The 17,420-nt window shown below is 72.5% G+C and carries 14 protein-coding genes; 9 read left to right on the top strand and 5 right to left on the bottom strand.

The genetic code is table 11. The features are described from left to right. Positions 1-4: 4 nt before the first annotated feature. The 5 genes from ACQP2P_RS42535 (at position 5) to ACQP2P_RS42515 (ending at position 6,211) form a co-directional block, all read left to right on the top strand. Positions 5-1,660: an FAD-dependent oxidoreductase gene (locus ACQP2P_RS42535; RefSeq protein ID WP_433610875.1), complete on the top strand. Its 1,656-nt coding sequence runs from the start codon at positions 5-7 to the stop codon at positions 1,658-1,660. Then, positions 1,657-3,210, top strand: coding sequence for a glutamine-hydrolyzing GMP synthase (guaA, locus tag ACQP2P_RS42530; RefSeq protein WP_433610873.1), 1,554 nt, complete (start codon positions 1,657-1,659; stop codon positions 3,208-3,210). Before ACQP2P_RS42535 ends, guaA begins: the two co-directional genes overlap by 4 nt. Positions 3,211-3,272: 62 nt before the next feature. Continuing rightward, entirely contained in the window at positions 3,273-4,208 is a 936-nt protein-coding gene (locus tag ACQP2P_RS42525) for an NUDIX domain-containing protein (RefSeq protein ID WP_433610871.1), read from the top strand. Between the two features lie 5 nt (positions 4,209-4,213). After that, the gene (locus tag ACQP2P_RS42520) at positions 4,214-4,927 is read left to right on the top strand and encodes an NUDIX hydrolase (protein ID WP_433610869.1); all 714 of its coding nucleotides are present in this window, start codon (positions 4,214-4,216) and stop codon (positions 4,925-4,927) included. A 291-nt stretch (positions 4,928-5,218) separates the two neighbouring features. Continuing rightward, entirely contained in the window at positions 5,219-6,211 is a 993-nt protein-coding gene (locus ACQP2P_RS42515; RefSeq protein WP_433619511.1) for a CDP-alcohol phosphatidyltransferase family protein, read from the top strand. Positions 6,212-6,279: 68 nt separating this feature from the next. Here the strand turns inward: ACQP2P_RS42515 and ACQP2P_RS42510 are convergent, their stop codons facing one another. The 3 genes from ACQP2P_RS42510 to ACQP2P_RS42500 all read right to left on the bottom strand — a co-directional run bounded on the left by ACQP2P_RS42510 (position 6,280) and on the right by ACQP2P_RS42500 (position 9,890). Beyond that, positions 6,280-7,533, bottom strand: a complete 1,254-nt coding sequence (locus tag ACQP2P_RS42510; protein ID WP_433610867.1) for a phosphatidylserine decarboxylase — start codon at positions 7,531-7,533, stop codon at positions 6,280-6,282. A gap of 156 nt (positions 7,534-7,689) precedes the next feature. Then, a complete protein-coding gene (locus ACQP2P_RS42505) occupies positions 7,690-7,932 on the bottom strand; it encodes a hypothetical protein (protein WP_433610865.1) in 243 nt (80 codons plus the stop codon). Beyond that, a complete protein-coding gene (locus ACQP2P_RS42500) occupies positions 7,929-9,890 on the bottom strand; it encodes a PspC domain-containing protein (RefSeq protein WP_433610863.1) in 1,962 nt (653 codons plus the stop codon). The genes ACQP2P_RS42505 and ACQP2P_RS42500 overlap by 4 nt, the downstream gene beginning before the upstream one ends. 160 nt (positions 9,891-10,050) lie before the next feature. On the opposite strand from ACQP2P_RS42500, the gene ACQP2P_RS42495 reads away from it, so the two are divergent. Then, positions 10,051-11,331 carry an ATP-binding protein gene (locus ACQP2P_RS42495; protein WP_433610861.1) on the top strand — a complete coding sequence of 427 codons (1,281 nt, stop codon included), beginning with the start codon at positions 10,051-10,053 and terminating at the stop codon, positions 11,329-11,331. Further along, a complete protein-coding gene (locus ACQP2P_RS42490; RefSeq protein WP_350611938.1) occupies positions 11,328-11,984 on the top strand; it encodes a response regulator transcription factor in 657 nt (218 codons plus the stop codon). The genes ACQP2P_RS42495 and ACQP2P_RS42490 overlap by 4 nt, the downstream gene beginning before the upstream one ends. Before the next feature lie 149 nt (positions 11,985-12,133). On the opposite strand, the gene ACQP2P_RS42485 is transcribed toward ACQP2P_RS42490, so the two are convergent. Further along, entirely contained in the window at positions 12,134-12,862 is a 729-nt protein-coding gene (locus ACQP2P_RS42485; RefSeq protein ID WP_433610859.1) for a PIG-L deacetylase family protein, read from the bottom strand. A 17-nt stretch (positions 12,863-12,879) separates the two neighbouring features. Beyond that, on the bottom strand, positions 12,880-13,158 hold the full coding sequence (locus tag ACQP2P_RS42480; protein WP_433619509.1) for a chorismate mutase: 279 nt from the start codon (positions 13,156-13,158) through the stop codon (positions 12,880-12,882). 311 nt (positions 13,159-13,469) lie between these two features. Between ACQP2P_RS42480 and pcrA the strand changes: the two genes are divergently transcribed. After that, positions 13,470-15,869, top strand: a complete 2,400-nt coding sequence (pcrA, locus tag ACQP2P_RS42475) for a DNA helicase PcrA (protein WP_433610858.1) — start codon at positions 13,470-13,472, stop codon at positions 15,867-15,869. 211 nt (positions 15,870-16,080) lie between these two features. After that, positions 16,081-17,385 carry an acyltransferase family protein gene (locus ACQP2P_RS42470; protein WP_433610856.1) on the top strand — a complete coding sequence of 435 codons (1,305 nt, stop codon included), beginning with the start codon at positions 16,081-16,083 and terminating at the stop codon, positions 17,383-17,385. The last annotated feature ends 35 nt before the right edge of the window (positions 17,386-17,420 follow it).

Here is a 17,420-nt window from a genome sequence, read left to right as displayed (position 1 = left end):
GGGCATGCGCTACGACGTCGTGGTCATCGGATCGGGGTTCGGCGGCAGTGTGACCGCATTGCGCCTGGCCGAGAAGGGGTACTCGGTCGCGGTCCTGGAGGCCGGGCGCCGCTTCGCCGACGAGGAGTTCCCGAAGACGTCCTGGGACGCGCGGCGCTTTCTGTGGGCTCCGGCACTGCGCTGCTTCGGCATCCAGCGGATCACCATGCTGCGCAACGTGCTGGTGCTCGCCGGCGCCGGGGTCGGGGGCGGATCGCTGGTCTACGCCAACACGCTGTACCGCCCCCTCCCGCCCTTCTACGAGGACCCCCAGTGGCGGGGCATCACCGACTGGCGGGCCGAGCTCGAGCCCTTCTACGACCAGGCCGAGCGCATGCTCGGGGTCGCGACCTACGCCCGCACCACCGCCGCCGACCGGGCCTTCCGCGCGGTGGCCGAGCGCATGGGCGTCGGGGAGTCCTTCCACGCCACGCCGGTCGGGGTGTACTTCGGCCGCTCCGGCGTGGACCCCTACTTCGGCGGCGCCGGGCCGATCCGCCAGACCTGCACGCACTGCGGCTCCTGCATGACCGGCTGCCGCGTCGGGGCCAAGAACACGCTCGTGAAGAACTACCTCTACCTCGCCGAACAGCAGGGCGTGCGGGTGCACCCGCTCACGACGGTCACCGCGGTGCGCCCCACCGCCGAGGGGTACTCGGTCGAGACCCGCGGCACCGACCGGCGCCGCCGGCGGCAGACCTTCGAGGCCGGCCAGGTCGTCTTCGCCGCCGGCGCGCTCGGCACCCTGCGCCTGCTGCACCGGATGCGGGCCGACGGCGTGCTGCCCCGGATCTCGCCCCGCCTGGGCACGCTGACCCGCACCAACTCGGAGTCCATCGTCGGCGCCCGCTCGCTGCGCAAGGGCGTCGACTTCACCGACGGCGTGGCGATCACCAGCTCCTTCCACCCGGACGCGAACACCCACATCGAGCCGGTCCGCTACGGCCCCGGCTCCAACGCGATGGGCCTGCTGCAGACCGTGCTCACCGACGGCGGCCCCTGGCGGCCGCTGCGCTGGTTCGGCGTGTTCTTCCGGCACCCGCTGCGGCATCTGCGGGTGCTCTCGGTCCGCCGCTGGTCGCACAAGACCGTGATCGCGCTGGTCATGCAGTCCCTCGACAACTCGCTGGACGTGCACTACAAGCGCTCGTGGACGGGCCGGCGGCGGCTCACCACGACACAGGGGCACGGCGAGCCGAACCCGGCCTGGATCCCGGCGGGCAACGAGGCCGTCCGCCTGCTCGCCGAGGAGATCGGCGGGCTGCCCGGCGGCGGCTGGTCGGAGGTCTTCAACATCCCGCTCACCGCGCACATCCTCGGCGGCGCCGCGATCGGGGAGTCGGCGGAGACCGGGGTCGTGGACGCGTACCACCGCGTCTTCGGTCATCCGGGACTCCACGTCGTCGACGGCGCCGCGGTCTCGGCCAACCTGGGGGTGAACCCGTCGCTGACGATCGCGGCGCAGGCCGAGCGGGCGGCGTCGATGTGGCCGAACAAGGGTGAGCCGGACCGGCGCCCGGACCTGGGCGAGCCATACGTCCCGGTCGCACCGATAGTTCCGTCACGTCCCGCCGTCCCCGCGGAGGCTCCGGCCGCACTCCGTCTAGGCTTTTGTCCATGACCACGCCGCAGCCAGTGCTCGTCGTCGACTTCGGTGCGCAGTACGCCCAGCTGATCGCCCGCCGGGTGCGCGAGGCCCACGTCTACTCGGAGATCGTGCCGAGCTCGATGCCGGTCGCCGACCTGCTGGCCAAGCGCCCCGCGGCGATCATCCTCTCGGGCGGTCCGTCATCGGTCTACGAGGAGGGCGCGCCCCAGGTCGACCCGGCGCTGTTCGAGGCCGGGGTGCCGGTCTTCGGCATCTGCTACGGCTTCCAGGCGATGGCGGTGGCCCTGCGCGGCGAGGCGGCCCACACCGGCAACCGCGAGTTCGGCGGCACCCCGCTCACCCTCGCCGCCGGCGGCGGCGTGCTGCTGCGCGACCTGCCGGCCGAGCAGTCGGTGTGGATGAGCCACGGCGACTGCGTGACCGCGGCGCCGGCCGGCTTCACGGTCACCGGCGGCTCGCCGGGCGCGCCGGTGGCCGCGTTCGAGGACACCGGGCGCCGGCTGGCCGGTGTGCAGTTCCATCCCGAGGTGGCGCACACCCCGCACGGCCAGGAGGTGCTGCGCCGCTTCCTCTACGACATCGCCGGCATCGAGCCCACCTGGACCTCGAGCAACATCATCGAGGAGCAGGTCGAGGCGATCCGGGCCCGCGTCGGGACCAAGCGGGTGATCTGCGGGCTGTCCGGCGGGGTCGACTCCGCGGTCGCCGCCGCCCTCGTGCACAAGGCCGTCGGCGACCAGCTGACCTGCGTGTTCGTGGACCACGGCCTGCTGCGCGCGGGCGAGGCGGAGCAGGTCGAGAAGGACTACGTCGCCGCGACCGGGATCAACCTCAAGGTCGTCGACGCGTCCGCGACCTTCCTCGGCGCCCTGGCCGGGGTGACCGACCCGGAGCAGAAGCGCAAGATCGTCGGGCGCGAGTTCATCCGCACCTTCGAGGCGGCCGCCCGCGAGCTCGACGCCGACGAGCACGTCGAGTTCCTCGTGCAGGGCACCCTCTACCCGGACGTGGTCGAGTCCGGCGGCGGCACCGGCACCGCCAACATCAAGTCCCACCACAACGTCGGCGGGCTGCCCGACGACCTGCAGTTCGCGCTGGTCGAGCCGCTGCGGACGCTGTTCAAGGACGAGGTGCGCCAGATCGGGGCCGCGCTCGGGCTGCCCGAGGAGATCGTCATGCGCCACCCGTTCCCGGGGCCGGGCCTGTCGATCCGGATCATCGGCGCGGTGGACGAGCAGCGGCTGGCCATCCTGCGGGCCGCCGACCTGATCGCCCGCGAGGAGCTGACCGCCGCGGGGCTGGACCGCAGCGTGTGGCAGTTCCCCGTGGTGCTGCTCGCGGACGTGCGCAGCGTCGGGGTGCAGGGGGACGGGCGGACGTATGGTCACCCGATCGTGCTGCGCCCGGTCTCCAGCGACGACGCGATGACCGCGGACTGGTCGCGGCTGCCGCACGAGCTGATCGCCAAGATTTCGACCCGGATAACCAACGAGGTCCGCGAGGTCAACCGCGTGGTCGTGGATGTTACGTCCAAGCCCCCGGGCACTATTGAATGGGAGTGAATCCCCCTTCAGGCTGAACTTGCTCTTGGCGAGCGGCGGGGAAGGCCGGACAATTTATCTCCGTGACTCCAGCGCTACAGCCGCTGCGGCGCATCGCGGCCTACTGCGTGTGCGTTGACGGCGATGCCTTCCTGCTCGTGCGCGCCTCGGCCAAGTCCGGGACGCCCGGTGCCTGGTCGCTGCCCGGCGGCGCCGTCGACCACGGTGAGAACCCGGTCGACACCGTCGTGCGCGAGACCGCGGCCGAGACCGGGCTCTCCGTCGCCGTGGTCAAGCTGCGCGACGTGCTGGCCGACATGCGGGCCGTGCCGGCGCGCGGGCTCACGATCCACACCGATCGGCTGATCTACGAGGTCTCGGTGCGCGGCGGCGCGCTGCGCGACCGGGTCGGGCAGCCCACCGATCTCGCCCGCTGGGTCACCATCGAGGAGGCGCAGACCCTGCCGCTGCGCCGGTTCACCGCCGACGCGCTCGGCCTGCCCGACGCCACCGCCGACATCCGGCCCGACGGCACGCCCGAGGTGCCGTCCTTCTACGCGGTGCCCGGCCCCGACGGGCTGCACCGCGCCCAGCGCTTCGCCGCCTACGCGGTCTGCACCGACCGGCGCAACCGCGTCCTGCTCACCCGCATCTCCGACGGCTACCCCGGCGGCGGCTGCTGGCACCTGCCCGGCGGCGGCACGGACTTCGGCGAGCAGCCCGGCGTCGCGCTCATCCGCGAGCTGGTCGAGGAGACCGGCCAGGAGGGGCAGATCGTCGAGCTGCTCGGCGTGGCCAGCCACCGCGACGCGGCCCAGCTCGGCCCCGAGGGCTACCCGATCGACTGGCACGGCGTCCGCGCGTTCTACCGCGTCCAGGTGGCCCGCTCCAGCCGCCCGGTGATCCACGACGTGGGCGGCTCGACCGCCGAGGCGCGCTGGTTCGACCCGGACGACCTGGACGAGCTGCCATTGACCGAGGTGACGGAGGAGGCCCTTCGCGGGGTCGGCCTACGCTGATCACCATGACGCGGACACGGGTGATCACGGTCTACGGGCGGCTGCCGGGCGCGACCGAGGAGATCGGCGGGCCGATCCGGCACGGGGAGAATCCGGCGTCCGCGGTGGTCCGGCTGTTCCGCGAGAGCGCCGGGCTGCCGGTGGCGGTTTCGGGTGTACGCGACGTGCTGGCCCTGATCACCCCCGATCTCCACGAGGATCGCGTCCTCTTCGACGTCGTCCCCGCCGACGCGCCCGGGCGCGTCGACGCCGAGCCGGGGAGCGAGTCCGAGCTGCCGAAGGGGCAGCGCTTCGCCGCCTACGGGTTCGCCACCGACCCGGCCGGACGCGTCCTGCTCACCCGCATCGCCCCCGGGTTCCCCGGGGCGGGCCGCTGGCACCTGCCCGGCGGGGGGACCGACGTCGGCGAGCAGCCGGCCGAGGCTCTGTTGCGCGAGTTGTACGAGGAGACCGGCCAGCGCGGCGAGATCGTCGAACTGCTCGGGGTGACGCACCGGCGCAGTTCGGGTCTTGTCGGCCCGGAGGGGTACCCGATGAACTGGCACGCGGTCCGGGCGCTCTACCGCGTCCGGGTGCCCGAGCCGTCGACACCGAGCGTGACGGAGGAGGCCGGCGGCTCGACCGCGTCGGCGGCCTGGTTCGCGCCGGGCGACCTCGCCGGGCTGCCCGTGACCGAGGTGGTCCAGTGGGCCGCTTCACTGCCCGCGACGACCGAGTGACCGACGTCGTTACAATGGACTAGAGGTTAACAAAAAACTACATTGAGTAGTTCCGCGGCTCGCCTGAACCGGCGGTTTCCGCCCTGAGGCATCGCCAATCTCGACCTGATATGAGACCGTGTAGATCGCGAGACCGTCTCGCGAAACGGACACCGAGGGTCGAAAGGCCCCGAAAAGCGACCGTGGGAACCTCGTTCCTACAGTGGAGGATCAGTGCCGAGCACACCTTGGCAGCGACGACGCACTACGGACAGCCCGCGCCCCGGTGGCGGAAGGCAATGGGCGGGACGGCTGCGACGCAGCGGCTCCCTCGCCCGCCAGGTGCTCTTCGCCGGGCGTGTGGGGCGGCGCGGTGAGGGTAATGTGGCCGGCGCGACCTCCCTGCTCGTCCCCGCCGCGGAGACCGACACCCGCACCGGCCGCGTCCGCCTGCCACGCCTGCGCATGCGACGCCGTGACGGAGTGTCACGGGATCTGGCGGCCGAGGTCATCGCGATCGCGCCGGTCAGCCCGGCCGTCGAGACCGCGCGGCCGGCCGCCACCCCGGCGGTCACGTCGCCGGTGGAGGAAGAGCCGCAGTCGCTGTCCATCCCGCTGCTGCCCGGCGAGCGCACCATCGCCCGCCGCATCCGCTTCGCGCTCGTCAACGCCTGCACCCTGAGCAGCCTCATGCTCGGCCTGTCGGCGATCTTCATCGCGGTGAACCAGGGTGACGTGCGGGTCGCGGCCTCGCTGCTCATCGCCTGCGTCATCTTCGACGGCCTCGACGGCTTCCTGGCCCGCCGCCTCGGCGTGGCCAGCCCCTTCGGCGCGCAGATGGACTCGCTCGCCGACATGTGCTCGTTCGGCCTGGCCGCACCCGTCGTGGTCTACGCCTGGCTGAACGCCTCCGCGCCCGGCTGGCTGCTCATCCCGGCCTGTGCCCTGGTCGCGGCGGCCGCGGCGATCCGCCTCGCGCGCTTCAACGTCTCACCGAAGGACGGCCGCTTCTTCTGCGGCGTGCCGACCACGATGTGCGCCGCGGTCCTCGCGCTGGCCACGCTGATCGCCCCGCAGATGCCGGCCGCCCTGCGCGTCGCCGGCGTGGTGCTGCTCGGCCTCGCGATGGTCTCGAGCTTCCCCTACGCGAAGCTAGCCCGCCTCGTGAAGCTGCCGCCGTGGCTGCTGGTGCTGCCGGTGATCGGCGCCCTGGTGAACTACCGCGTCACGTTCGTCGTGGTGGTCTTCGCCTACCTGGTCAGCGGCCCCCTGCTCTGGCTCAAGCAGCGCAACAAGGCCGCCTGAGTCTCAGGTCTTCCCAAGCGAAACGGCCCCGCTCCTGATTGCCGGAGCGGGGCCGTTTCGCTTGCTGCCTACTTCCAGGAGGCGATGACCGTCTGGCCGCCCACCACGCGGTCGCCGGGCGCGACCTCGGGGTCGGCCTTGTCCGCGGGCACGTAGACGTCGGTGCGGGAGCCGAAGCGGATCAGGCCGAACCGCTCGCCCTTGGCCAGCAGCGAGCCGATCGGCGCGCGCTGCACGATCCGGCGCGCGATCAGCCCGGTGCGCTGCACGACCGCGACGGGGCCGTGGGCCGTGTCGAGCAGCGTGTACGCCGCGACGTTGTGCTCCGCCTCCGGCTTCATCGCCGCCGCGAAGCCGCCGTCCTCGACGAAGTAGTCGACCACCTTGCCGGCCACCGGCGCGCGGTTGACGTGCACGTCGAGCACCGACAGGAACACCGCGATCCGCAGGAACTCCATGTCGCCGAAGCGCTTGTCGTGCATCCGCTCGACCCCGAGCACCTTGCCGTCGCTGGCCGCCACGATCGCCTTCGCGTCCTCCGGCACGTCGCGCTGCGGGTCGCGGAAGAACGCCGCCACCGGCGCCGCGGCCAGGGCCGGGACCAGCCAGAGCTTCGACTTCGGGCGGGCCGCCTTGGCCAGCGCGGCCAGGCCCAGCGCGATGCCGGCGGCGGCCACGCCGTTGGAGTCGATGTTCATGCCCCGGGTCAGCGGCACGCTGGACGGGCGCAGCGCCGGCAGGAGCTTCTCGGCCGCGCTGTGGTGGGCCGGGGTGTGCCGCAGCCGGTGGATGCGCACCGGCGGGACGTTGCGCAGGACCAGGTCGCTGCCGACGCCGTAGAGCGCCGCCTGCCGCTCGACCTCGTCCGCCGCCCCGCTGGGCAGGCGGGTCGCGGCCACCACGACGGTGAGCACGCCGCCGTCGGCGACCAGCTTGGCCAGGCCGCCGAGCACCTCGCGGGCGTCCTCGGCGCTGCCGCTCAGCGCCTCGGCGTGGATCACGACGTCGGCGGGCTCGGCGGCGTCGATCGAGTCGATCACGCGGGTGCGGTCGGCGACCCAGCGGCCCTGGCGCTCCACGTGCTCGCGCAGGGCGGCGGCCGTGCCGGGCCCGGTGCCGACCACGGTCAGCCGGTCGTCGGGCAGCAGCGCGTCGATCACCGCGGCCAGCGCCGCCGAGCCGGCGGCCGCGCCGACCACCAGGCCGGTCTTGGGACCGCCGTGGCGGGCGAGCTCGGAGGCGAGGACCCGGGCGGCCCGGTCACCGATCTGGATCGGGCGGCGGGAAGCGCCGGATGTGCCGCCAACGGGAAACTGGGTCATCTCGGAAGGGCTCCTCAAAGGCAGAAGGGTGAAGATGTCTTGGCCGCAACAGGCAGCTGGCCGACGGGGTCACGAACCCCGTCGGCCAGCATATTCCGTGCCGCGATGCGGCGGTCCACGTCCTGCAACGCGAGCCGGGCCCCCCGCCCGGCCGGGCTACTCCGCGTCCAGGTCGTAGTCGAGCCCATCGCCGTGCGGCCCGGCCCGGCCACGCTCGGGTTTGTCCGAGCGCAGCGCCCCCAGCAGGCCGAGCCCCCCGAACAGGATCAGGCCCACGGCCACGATCCAGCCGGCGTTCAGGTGCACCGAGACGGCCTGGTTGAACAGCCAGACGACCACGATGCCCAGGAAGATCAGGCCGAACGTCAGCGAGACTCCGTCCAGACGGTGCGGCTTCATCGGTCCACCCTCACATCTCCCCATTGCGTGTCCAGGTCCAGCTCCAGCTTGCCGCCACCGGGCCCGTCCGCGCCGTAGTCGGTGACGGTGGTGGTCGTGTTGAACCCGCCGCAGCTGGACCCGAACACCCGGCAGTCCCCGCCCTGGACGTGCACCCTCACCGTCACGTCCACGTCCGGCGGGACCGTGATGGTCAGGTTGCCCGCGGTACCGATCCGGAAGGCGACCACCGTCGGGGTGACCTCCTGCGCCTTGAAGTTGAGCTGCGTGAGGTCGGCGGCGATGTTGCCGATGTCGGTGGAGTACCGCTCGCCCAGCTGGTCGAACGAGGTCGGCTGGATGGTGATGTTGTCGCTGCGGTGCGGCACCGAGGTGCCCGTCGCCGCGGTCGCGATCGCCAGCGCGATGCTCAGCACGGCGCCCAGCAGGATCAGGATCCGCGCCCGGCCGAGCCACGCGCCCGTGAGCAGGCCGAGGGCGGTGATCGCCAGCGGTACCGCGAAGAACGTCGAGGCCTTGAAGTCCGCCACGGTGACCTCGAGCGCCGCGAGGATGCCCAGCGAGAGCAGGATCAGCGAGAACGTGATCCGGCCCAGGCGCGAGCGCTCCTTGGGCTTCTTCGGCGGCGGCGTCGGGGCCAGGCCCGGATACGGCGACATCGGCACGCCGGGGGGCGGGTAGCCGAGGCTGGCCGCGTACGGGCTGGAGGCCGCGTAGGGCCCGTGCGGCGCGAACGGCGGCCGGTAGCCGGCCCCGGGTCCGCTGCCCGGCATCGGCGGCAGCGGGGGCAGGGGCGGCAACGGCGGCAGCTGCGGCGGTCGCGGGCCGATCGTCGGCGACTTGCCCTCCGCGTACGCCGCGGGCTGCGGGGCCGGCGGTGCCGGGGCGAGGCGGTCGCCGGCCGGGAAGTCCGCGGCCGGGTCGGTGCCGGACTCGGGCGCCGGGGGCGCGCCGGGCACGGTGGACATCGTGGGTGCTCCTGGGGTCACTGGGGCCTGGGGCTGCATCGGTGCCGGGCCGAACGACGGCGCACCGAACGACATGGGGCCGAACGAGGGGCCTGGTGCCGTCGACTGGAACTGCGGGCCTCCGAACGGCGCGCCGGCGGCCGCGAACGGCGCGGGCGGCGGGTTGGGCACCGCCGGCGGCACGAACGGCCCCGGCGGCGACTCGCCGTTGCCGGCCTGCCCCCGCACGACCAGCGCGATCACCCCGACGACCACGGCCAGCCCGACCAGCGCGGCGCCGAAGTTCTGCGACATGACCAGCAGGAACGCGAGCACCGCGCCGACGCCGATGACGATCGCCAGGGGCGCGGAGGTGCCGGAGCGGCCGCGGCCGAGCAGCGCCTCGAGCGGGGAGCCGGTGTCGCCCTCGGCGGGCAGCAGGAGCCAGGCGAGCAGGTACGCGACGATGCTCACGCCGCCGGCCAGGGTCAGCACGGCGAAGATGACCCGCCACAGCGTGGGGTCGGTGTTCGTGGCGCGACCGATGGCGGCGCAGACGCCCGCGATGTACCGGCCCTGCTGCGGCCGGACGAGCAGGTGGCGGTTGAACCCCGCGGACCCGAACGGGGGCGGTGGCGGCGGTGGTGCGCCGAACGGCGGCGGGGGTGGTGGCGTGCCCCCGGGCGGCGGGGGTGGCGGCGTGCCCCCGGGCGGCGGCACGTCTGCCTGCGGCGGCGGGGGAGCCCCGGTATCGCCCGTCGGCCATTCGAACGGCGCGGACGGGTTCGCCGGCTCGTACTCGGCCTCGAGCCGGGGCCCGTCGTCCTTGGGTGTTCTGCCGGATTCGTCCGCGGCGGTGGCGTCGAGCCGCACGGTGTCCGACTCCGGCTTGGGCGTTTCGGGCGTCGCGTCGCCGGCCCCGGGGACGGCGGGCGGCGCGGGATCAGGCTCCGCGCCCCGTCCCGCGACGGCGTGGGCGGCCGGCTCGTCGGCGGCAGGCGGGTTCGTCATGTCATCCATGCTGGCGGACGGGCGGGGCGGGCCGCCTCAGGCATCGACCCTGACGCCACCCTGATTCTGTGGCTCCGGGGCGTTCGGAGTGGTTTCGCGCCCTGGATCCATGTGACGATCTGGGGGTACCGAATCCGCGCCCCGAGCAGAGACGAGCCCGATGAGCAGCCCGTTCCCCGTCCGCCGCCTCTACCGCGAGCCCGCCGACCGGGTCGTGGGAGGGGTCGCCGCCGGCATCGCCGCGCACCTGGGTGCGCCGGTCGTGCTGGTTCGGGCGGCGTTCGTGGTGCTGGCCGCGTTCAACGGGCTCGGGGCGCTGCTCTACGCCGCGTTCTGGGCCGTCCTGCCGCTGCAGCCGCACGGGCGCGGCGGCGGGCGCAACGTCAACCAGCTGTTCTCGTTCCTCGCGCTCGGCGTCGGCATCGTGATCCTGCGCCTCATGGTGCAGCCCGACGGCAGTGTCTCGTCGGTGATCGGCTGGCTCGCCGCGATCATCGCGCTCGGCGCCGGCATCATCTGGCACCAGGCGGACCCGAAGCGCCGCGAGCGCTGGTCGGCGACCGTTCCCGGGATGCCGTGGCTGGGCGCGGCGGTCGACAACAACCGCAAGTCCTACCTCCTGCGTTTCGTCGGCGGCGGCCTGCTCGTGGTGGCCGGGATCATCGGCGTGTTCGTGGTCGGGGTGTTCCCGCTGCGGGGCGTGCCGTTCTCCTCGATCGGCTACGGGCTCGCGTTCGCGGCCGTGGCCCTGGCCGGTGTCGGGCTCGCCCTCGCGCCGCTGCTGTACCGCATGTTCACCCAGCTCAGCGCCGAGCGCGAGGCCCGGGTGCGCGAGCAGGAGCGGGCCGAGCTGGCGGCGATGATCCACGACCAGGTGCTGCACACGCTCGCCCTGATCCAGCGCAACGCGGGCGACGTCAAGGAGGTCCAGCGGCTCGCGCGGGGGCAGGAGCGGACGCTGCGCAACTGGCTCTACAAGCCGGCGGCCTCGCCCATGGAGAAGCTCAGCGCCGCGCTGGAGGAGGCCTCGGCCGAGGTCGAGGACACGTTCGCGGTCGCCGTGGAGACCGTCGTGGTCGGCGACGTCGACGTCGACGAGAAGGTCGGCGCCATCGTCGCGGCCGGGCGGGAGGCGCTGGTGAACGCGGCCAAGCACGCGAAGGTGCAGACGATCTCGCTGTACGCCGAGGTCGAGCCCGACTGCGTGAGCGTCTTCGTGCGCGACCGGGGCGCCGGCTTCGACCTGTCCGCGGTGGACGACGATCGGCACGGGGTGCGCGGCTCGATCGTCCTGCGCATGCAGCGCCACGGCGGCAAGGCCGAGATCCGCAGCGCGCCGGGGGAGGGCACCGAGGTGCGCCTCAGCATGCCGATCGACACCGAGGCCCGGCGCCGCAAACCCGCGGCCACCAGTTCGTCTTCTGAAAGCGGAGAGCGATGAGCACCGAAGAGACCCAGCGGCTGCGCGTGTTCCTGGTCGACGACCACGCGATGTTCCGGGCAGGCGTGCGGGCCGAGCTCGGCCTGCACGTCGACGTCATCGGCGAGGCGAGCGCCGTGGCCGAGGCGGTGCAGAAGATCTCCGCGCTGGAGCCCGACGTGGTGCTCCTCGACGTGCACATGCCCGACGGGGGCGGCCGCGCGGTGCTCGACGCGATGCGCCGCACCCATCCGCAGGTGCGCTTCCTGGCCCTGTCGGTCTCCGACGCGGCCGAGGACGTGATCGGGCTGATCCGGGCCGGCGCCCGCGGCTACGTCACCAAGACCATCTCCCCGGACGAGCTGGCCGACGCCATCCGCCGCGTGGCCGACGGTGACGCGGTGTTCTCGCCGCGGCTGGCCGGCTTCGTGCTCGACGCGTTCGCCGCCCGCCCGGACGCGCCCGTCGCCGACCCGGAGCTGGACCAGCTGACCAACCGCGAGCGGGAGGTGCTGCGGCTGCTCGCCCGGGGGTACGCGTACAAGGAGATCGCGAAGGAGCTCTTCATCTCGATCAAGACGGTCGAGACGCATGTCTCCAACGTGCTGCGGAAGCTGCAGATGTCGAACCGGTACGAGCTGTCACGCTGGGCTGCCGACCGCCGTCTGGTCTGAGGCCGCGGCTGGTGCCGAGTGCGTGACATTCGGGTGGGGTGACCAACCGCGGGCCTGGCAGCGTCGGCGCGCCAGCGCCCAGCGGTGTCTGGCGGGAGCGACGGTCCGCACCACCGCGGACCCGAGTCATGCGCTTCGGCCGTTGTTCCTCAGGCGGTCGAGAAGATCGAGTAGCCCTCGGCCAGGCGTCCCTCGGGCAGGCCGCCGGCCCGGGCGACCATCGCGTGGCGCTCGCGCAGCATCTCCTCGAAGCCGTCCAGGTGGGCGGTCTGCGAGGCGTGCGCGCGCAGGGCGGCGAGCTTGCGCGGGAACGTGTCGGTGATGTCGACGATGTGATCCGGGTCCGGGCCGCCGCTGTACCAGATCTCCCGCACGGTCCAGGCCTCGAGCCCGATGTCGGTGAACGTGAACGGGTTGCGCGCGTCCGGGTACACCGCGCAGGTCGTCGCCTCGCCCGCCGCCAGGTGGTCGGGGTGGCTGGGCCCGGCGAGCCGCTCCCAGCGCCGCAGCGGCGAACTGGTCAGCACGCGGTCGGGCCGGAACCGCCGGATGGCCGCCGTGATGTCCCGGCGCAGCCCGATCGTCGGCTCGAGGATGCCGTCACGGTACCCGTCGAGGAACTCCACCTGCTTCACGCCCACCGCCGCCGCGGCCGCCCGCTGCTCCGCCTCGCGCAGCACCGGCATCTGCTCGCGCGGCGTGTCGTCGAACCCGCCCGCGTCGCCGCGCGTCACCAGCAGGTAGGCGACCTCGATGCCGGCATCGACCCAGGTCGCGATCGTGCCGGCCGAGCCGAAGTCGACGTCGTCGGGGTGCGCGAGGACACACAGCACGCGCTGCACGTCGGTCAGGGGCGCGGCCGAGGGAGGAAACGTCATGTTCCTATTTGTACCGCCTACAGCGGCCCGCGACCCGCACGAAGAATCAGCAGCGCCAGCTGCGTGCCGTCGGCGCCGAGCTCCTGGGAGAAGCGCTCGAGGATCTCGCGCTCGCGGCTGAGCACGAGCCGGGTGCCACCGGCGGCGACGCGGGTCTTGCCGACCTCCTGCGAGATCGCGGCCCGCTCCTTCCACAGCGCCACGATCGCCGAGTCGATCTCGTCGATGCGGGTCCGCAGGCCGGAGATGTGCTGGTCGGGGGTTGCCGTCTGGGCGTCGGCGGGCTGCTGCTCCATGGTGATGGCGGCCATTTCTCTTCGTTCCTCTGACTCGGGGTGGGCTCCCCGGGAACGCGAACGCCCCGGGCTTCGGAGCCCGGGGCGTCGATAGGTTCTGCGATCAGGCGCGACCTACGGCTGCCGGACTCCGGTAGCCGTAAAAAAAGTAGCGTGCGCTCTCGATCACGTTGCCGAGTATGGCACGACGTCAAGGTCAGCGGAAAGGTCTTCCGAAAGTTGGGACGGCGTCGGTTTTCGGTCACCCGTTCGACCCGCCGGGCCCGGGGCGCCGGAAACTGTCGGACGGTCGGCGTAGAGTCGCCCCTGCGATGCATGCTCTCTTCGAGGTACCTCAGTCCCGCCCGCCGCAGCCCGAGGGCTCGGCGGCGCAGCCCAGGCCACCCAGGCGCGACCTGCTGGACGGGCTCAACGGCCCCCAGCGCGACGCGGTGACGCACGAGGGGCAGCCCCTGCTCATCGTGGCCGGCGCCGGCTCCGGCAAGACCAAGGTGCTCACGAGCCGCATCGCCTACCTGCTCGGCGAGCGCCACGTGCACCCCGGCGAGATCATCGCGATCACGTTCACCAACAAGGCCGCCGGCGAGATGAAGGAGCGGGTCGCCAAGCTGGTCGGCAACCGCGCCCGGCTGATGTGGGTGTCCACGTTCCACTCCGCCTGCGTGCGCATCCTGCGCGCCGAGCACGACCACGCCGGGCTCAAGTCGACGTTCTCGATCTACGACGCCGACGACTCGCGCCGCCTCATGCAGCTCGTCGCCCGCGAGCTCGACCTGGACCCCAAGCGCTACCCGGCCCGCGGCCTGGCCACGCAGGTGTCCAACCTCAAGAACGAGCTCGTCGACCCGGAGACCTTCGCCGGCACCGCCAAGGGCCCGGCCGAGCGGGCGCTCGCCGAGGCCTACACGCTCTATCAGCAGCGCCTCGCCGAGGCCCACGCGCTCGACTTCGACGACCTGATCATGCGCGTGGTCCACCTGCTGCAGAGCCACCCGGAGGTCGCCGAGACCTATCGCCGGCGCTTCCGCCACGTGCTCGTCGACGAGTATCAGGACACCAACCACGCGCAGTACATGCTGGTGAAGGAGCTGGTCGGCACCACCGGCGAGCTCTGCGTGGTGGGCGACGCCGACCAGTCGATCTACGCCTTCCGCGGCGCCACGATCCGCAACATCCTGGAGTTCGAGCGCGACTTCCCCAACGCGCACACGATCCTGCTGGAGCAGAACTACCGCTCCACCCAGACCATCCTGTCCGCGGCCAACGCCGTGATCGGCCGCAACACCGAGCGCAAGCCCAAGCGCCTCTGGAGCGACCAGGGCCCCGGCGAGCAGATCGTCGGCTACGTCGCCGACACCGAGCACGCCGAGGCCGACTGGGTCGCCCGCGAGATCGACCGCCTCTGCGACAACGAGGGCGTCCGCCCCGCCGACGTCGCGGTGTTCTACCGCACCAACGCGCAGTCCCGCGTCTTCGAGGAGATGTTCATCCGCTTCGGCCTGCCCTACAAGGTCGTCGGCGGCGTCCGCTTCTACGAGCGCAAGGAGGTCCGCGACGCGCTGGCCTATCTGCGCGCCGTGGTCAACGAGGACGACACGGTGAGCGTCCGGCGCATCCTGAACACCCCGCGCCGCGGCATCGGCGAGCGCGCCGAGGCCTGCGTCGAGGCCCTCGCGAGCCGCGACCGCATCTCCTTCGGCGCCGCCCTGCGCCGCGCGGCCGAGGCCCCCGGCATCTCCAGCCGCGCCGTCAACGCCATCGGCGACTTCGTCGCCCTGCTCGACGACCTGCGCACCCTGGCCGAGACGGCGATGCCCGAGGAGGTCCTGGAGGCCGCCCTGGAGCGCTCCGGCTACCTGGGCGAGATCGAGGAGAGCACCGACCCGCAGGAGGCCGGCCGGGTCGAGAACCTCCAGGAGCTCGTGAGCGTGGCCCGCGAATACACCGAGCGCGCCGAGGCCACGGTCGCCGTGGCCGCCGAGCAGGGCGACGCGACCGCCGCCCCGCCCCCGAGCGTCGCGGGCTTCCTGGAGCAGGTCTCCCTGGTGGCCGACGCCGACCAGATCCCCTCGGACGACCCCGACCACACCGGCGTCGTGACCCTCATGACCCTGCACACCGCCAAGGGCCTGGAGTTCCCGGTCGTCTTTCTGACCGGCCTGGAGGACAGCGTCTTCCCGCACCAGCGCGCCATGAGCGACCGCAAGGAGCTCGAGGAGGAGCGCCGCCTGGCCTACGTGGGCATCACGCGGGCCCGCCAGCGCCTCTACATCTCGCGCGCCGTGACCCGCTCCGCCTGGGGCCAGCCGTCCTACAACCCGCCGTCGCGCTTCCTGGAGGAGCTGCCCCCGGAGCTCATGCGCTGGGAGCGGACCGAGGCGTCCTACACGAGCTGGTCCGGCCGCGCGGGCGTGGGCGGCCGCTCCTCGGGCCCGACCCAGTCCCGCAACTCGTCCTTCGTGGGCGGCACGCCGAAGGCCGCCCAGCTGGCCGCGAAGCTGGGCCTGGACGCGTCGAAGCTCTCGACGGCCAGCGAGCTCCAGCGCGACGTGCCGGCCCTGGCCGTGGGCGACCGCGTCAACCACCAGCGCTACGGGCTCGGCCGAGTCCTGGCCGTGGAGGGCGCCGGCCCCCGAGCCCAGGCCCAGATCGACTTCGGCGACCAGGTGATGTGGATCGTGCTGCGGCACGCCGCGGTGGAGAAGATCTGAAACGCTTTTTGCTCGGGTCCGCGTCACTTGCGGACCGTTGCTCCCGCCAGACAAAAGGGCGGTCCGGATGGCCTTCGGCCGGAGGGACCGCCCTAGCCATGTCCGCGGTGGTGGGTATCGCCGGCTCCGGTTGGTGGCGGCAGGTTGGACGGTGCGTGAGGTGTCTGGTAGGGCGGCTGACAAAAAGTCGGGGGTTCTCTATGCTGCCTTGGTGCGACGCCAGGGTGCCGGAGAACAGGTCGACCGGCACGCGCGGTTGGACTGGTTGGATGCGCTGCGAGGCGTCGCGGTGCTGCTGGTGGTGTATGAGCACGCCACTGACAACATCCTGCGCGCGGTGCGGGTGCATCTGGATTCCTGGTTCAACCCGGGTCAGGCCGGGGTGTTCCTGTTTTTTGTGATCAGTGGGTATATCGTGCCGGCGTCGCTGGAGCGCCGGGGTGACCTGCGTGCGTTCTGGACCGGCCGGGTGTTCCGGCTGTATCCGATGATGCTGGCGGGCATGGGCGCAACGCTGATCATGCTGGTGACCGGTGTGGTGTCCGCGCAGTCGCTGGGGGTCAAGCACGGGCTGGCGGCGGCGATCGCGTCGACGGTGATGCTGCAGGACATTCTGGGTCTTCCGTCGGTGCCGGCGGTGCTGTGGTCGCTGTCCTACGAGATGATTTTCTATCTCTTGGTATCGGCGTTGTTCGTGGTCCGATGGCATCGGTTCAGCGCTGCGTGGGCGGTCGCGTGGGCCGGCCTCGCGGCCGGGCTGGGGGGCTTGTTCCCGCTCGTCACGCTGCCCTCGCTCGGCCTGGGTCCACGGCGGGCGGCCGTTCTGGTCGTGCTGGCCACCGTGCTGGGTGTCGGCGCCCTGGTCAGCCGCCGGCCGGCGCTGGTGGGGGCGGGCGCGGTGGTGCTCACAGGGCTGGCCGCGGCGCTGCTGGTGACCAGCGGCCGGTTCCCCGGCTGGTTCCTGCTCTCGATTCCGGCCTTGATGTTCGCCGGCACGGCGCTGTACCGAGCTGAGCAGGGCCAGTTCTCCTGGCGGGTCACCGCGCCGGCGATCGGGGTGGTGTTCGCCTGCGTCATGGCCAGTGCCTGGTGGGCGCTGTCCGATCTGAGCGCGGCGAGTCTGCGTTCGACCCGCCCGTGGATCGGAACGCTGACGCTCGTGGCGGTGCTGTTCGTCATCGGGATGGGGTTGCGTCGCCGCCGTGTTCCGCGGGTGCTGGTGCGGCTGGGGGTCATCAGCTACTCGGTCTACGTGGTGCACTACGTGGTGATTCTGTGGATGGGGCCGGTCATGCAACGCCACCTGCATGAGCCCGTGTTCGTGCAGGTGCTGTGGGCGCTTGGGTTTCTGGCCCTGTCGCTGGGCATCAGCGAATTGACCCATCGTCTTGTCGAGCGGCCGGCGCAGCGGCTCGGCCGTCGCGTGGCGCAGGCTCTGGACGGGCGCGGGCGGCACGTCCGGCAGGCGCCGCAGACCGATCTGGACGTGCCGGTGGTCGCGCGGATCGGCAGCTGACGTTCCTGCCCGAAGAGCAACTGTCGTACCCACCC

The sequence above is a fragment of the Dactylosporangium sp. CA-139114 genome (assembly GCF_050955725.1).
Classification (GTDB): Bacteria; Actinomycetota; Actinomycetes; order Mycobacteriales; family Micromonosporaceae; genus Dactylosporangium.
The sequence above is the reverse complement of the archived record's forward strand: the minus strand, read 5'-3'. Positions and strand labels throughout refer to the sequence as shown.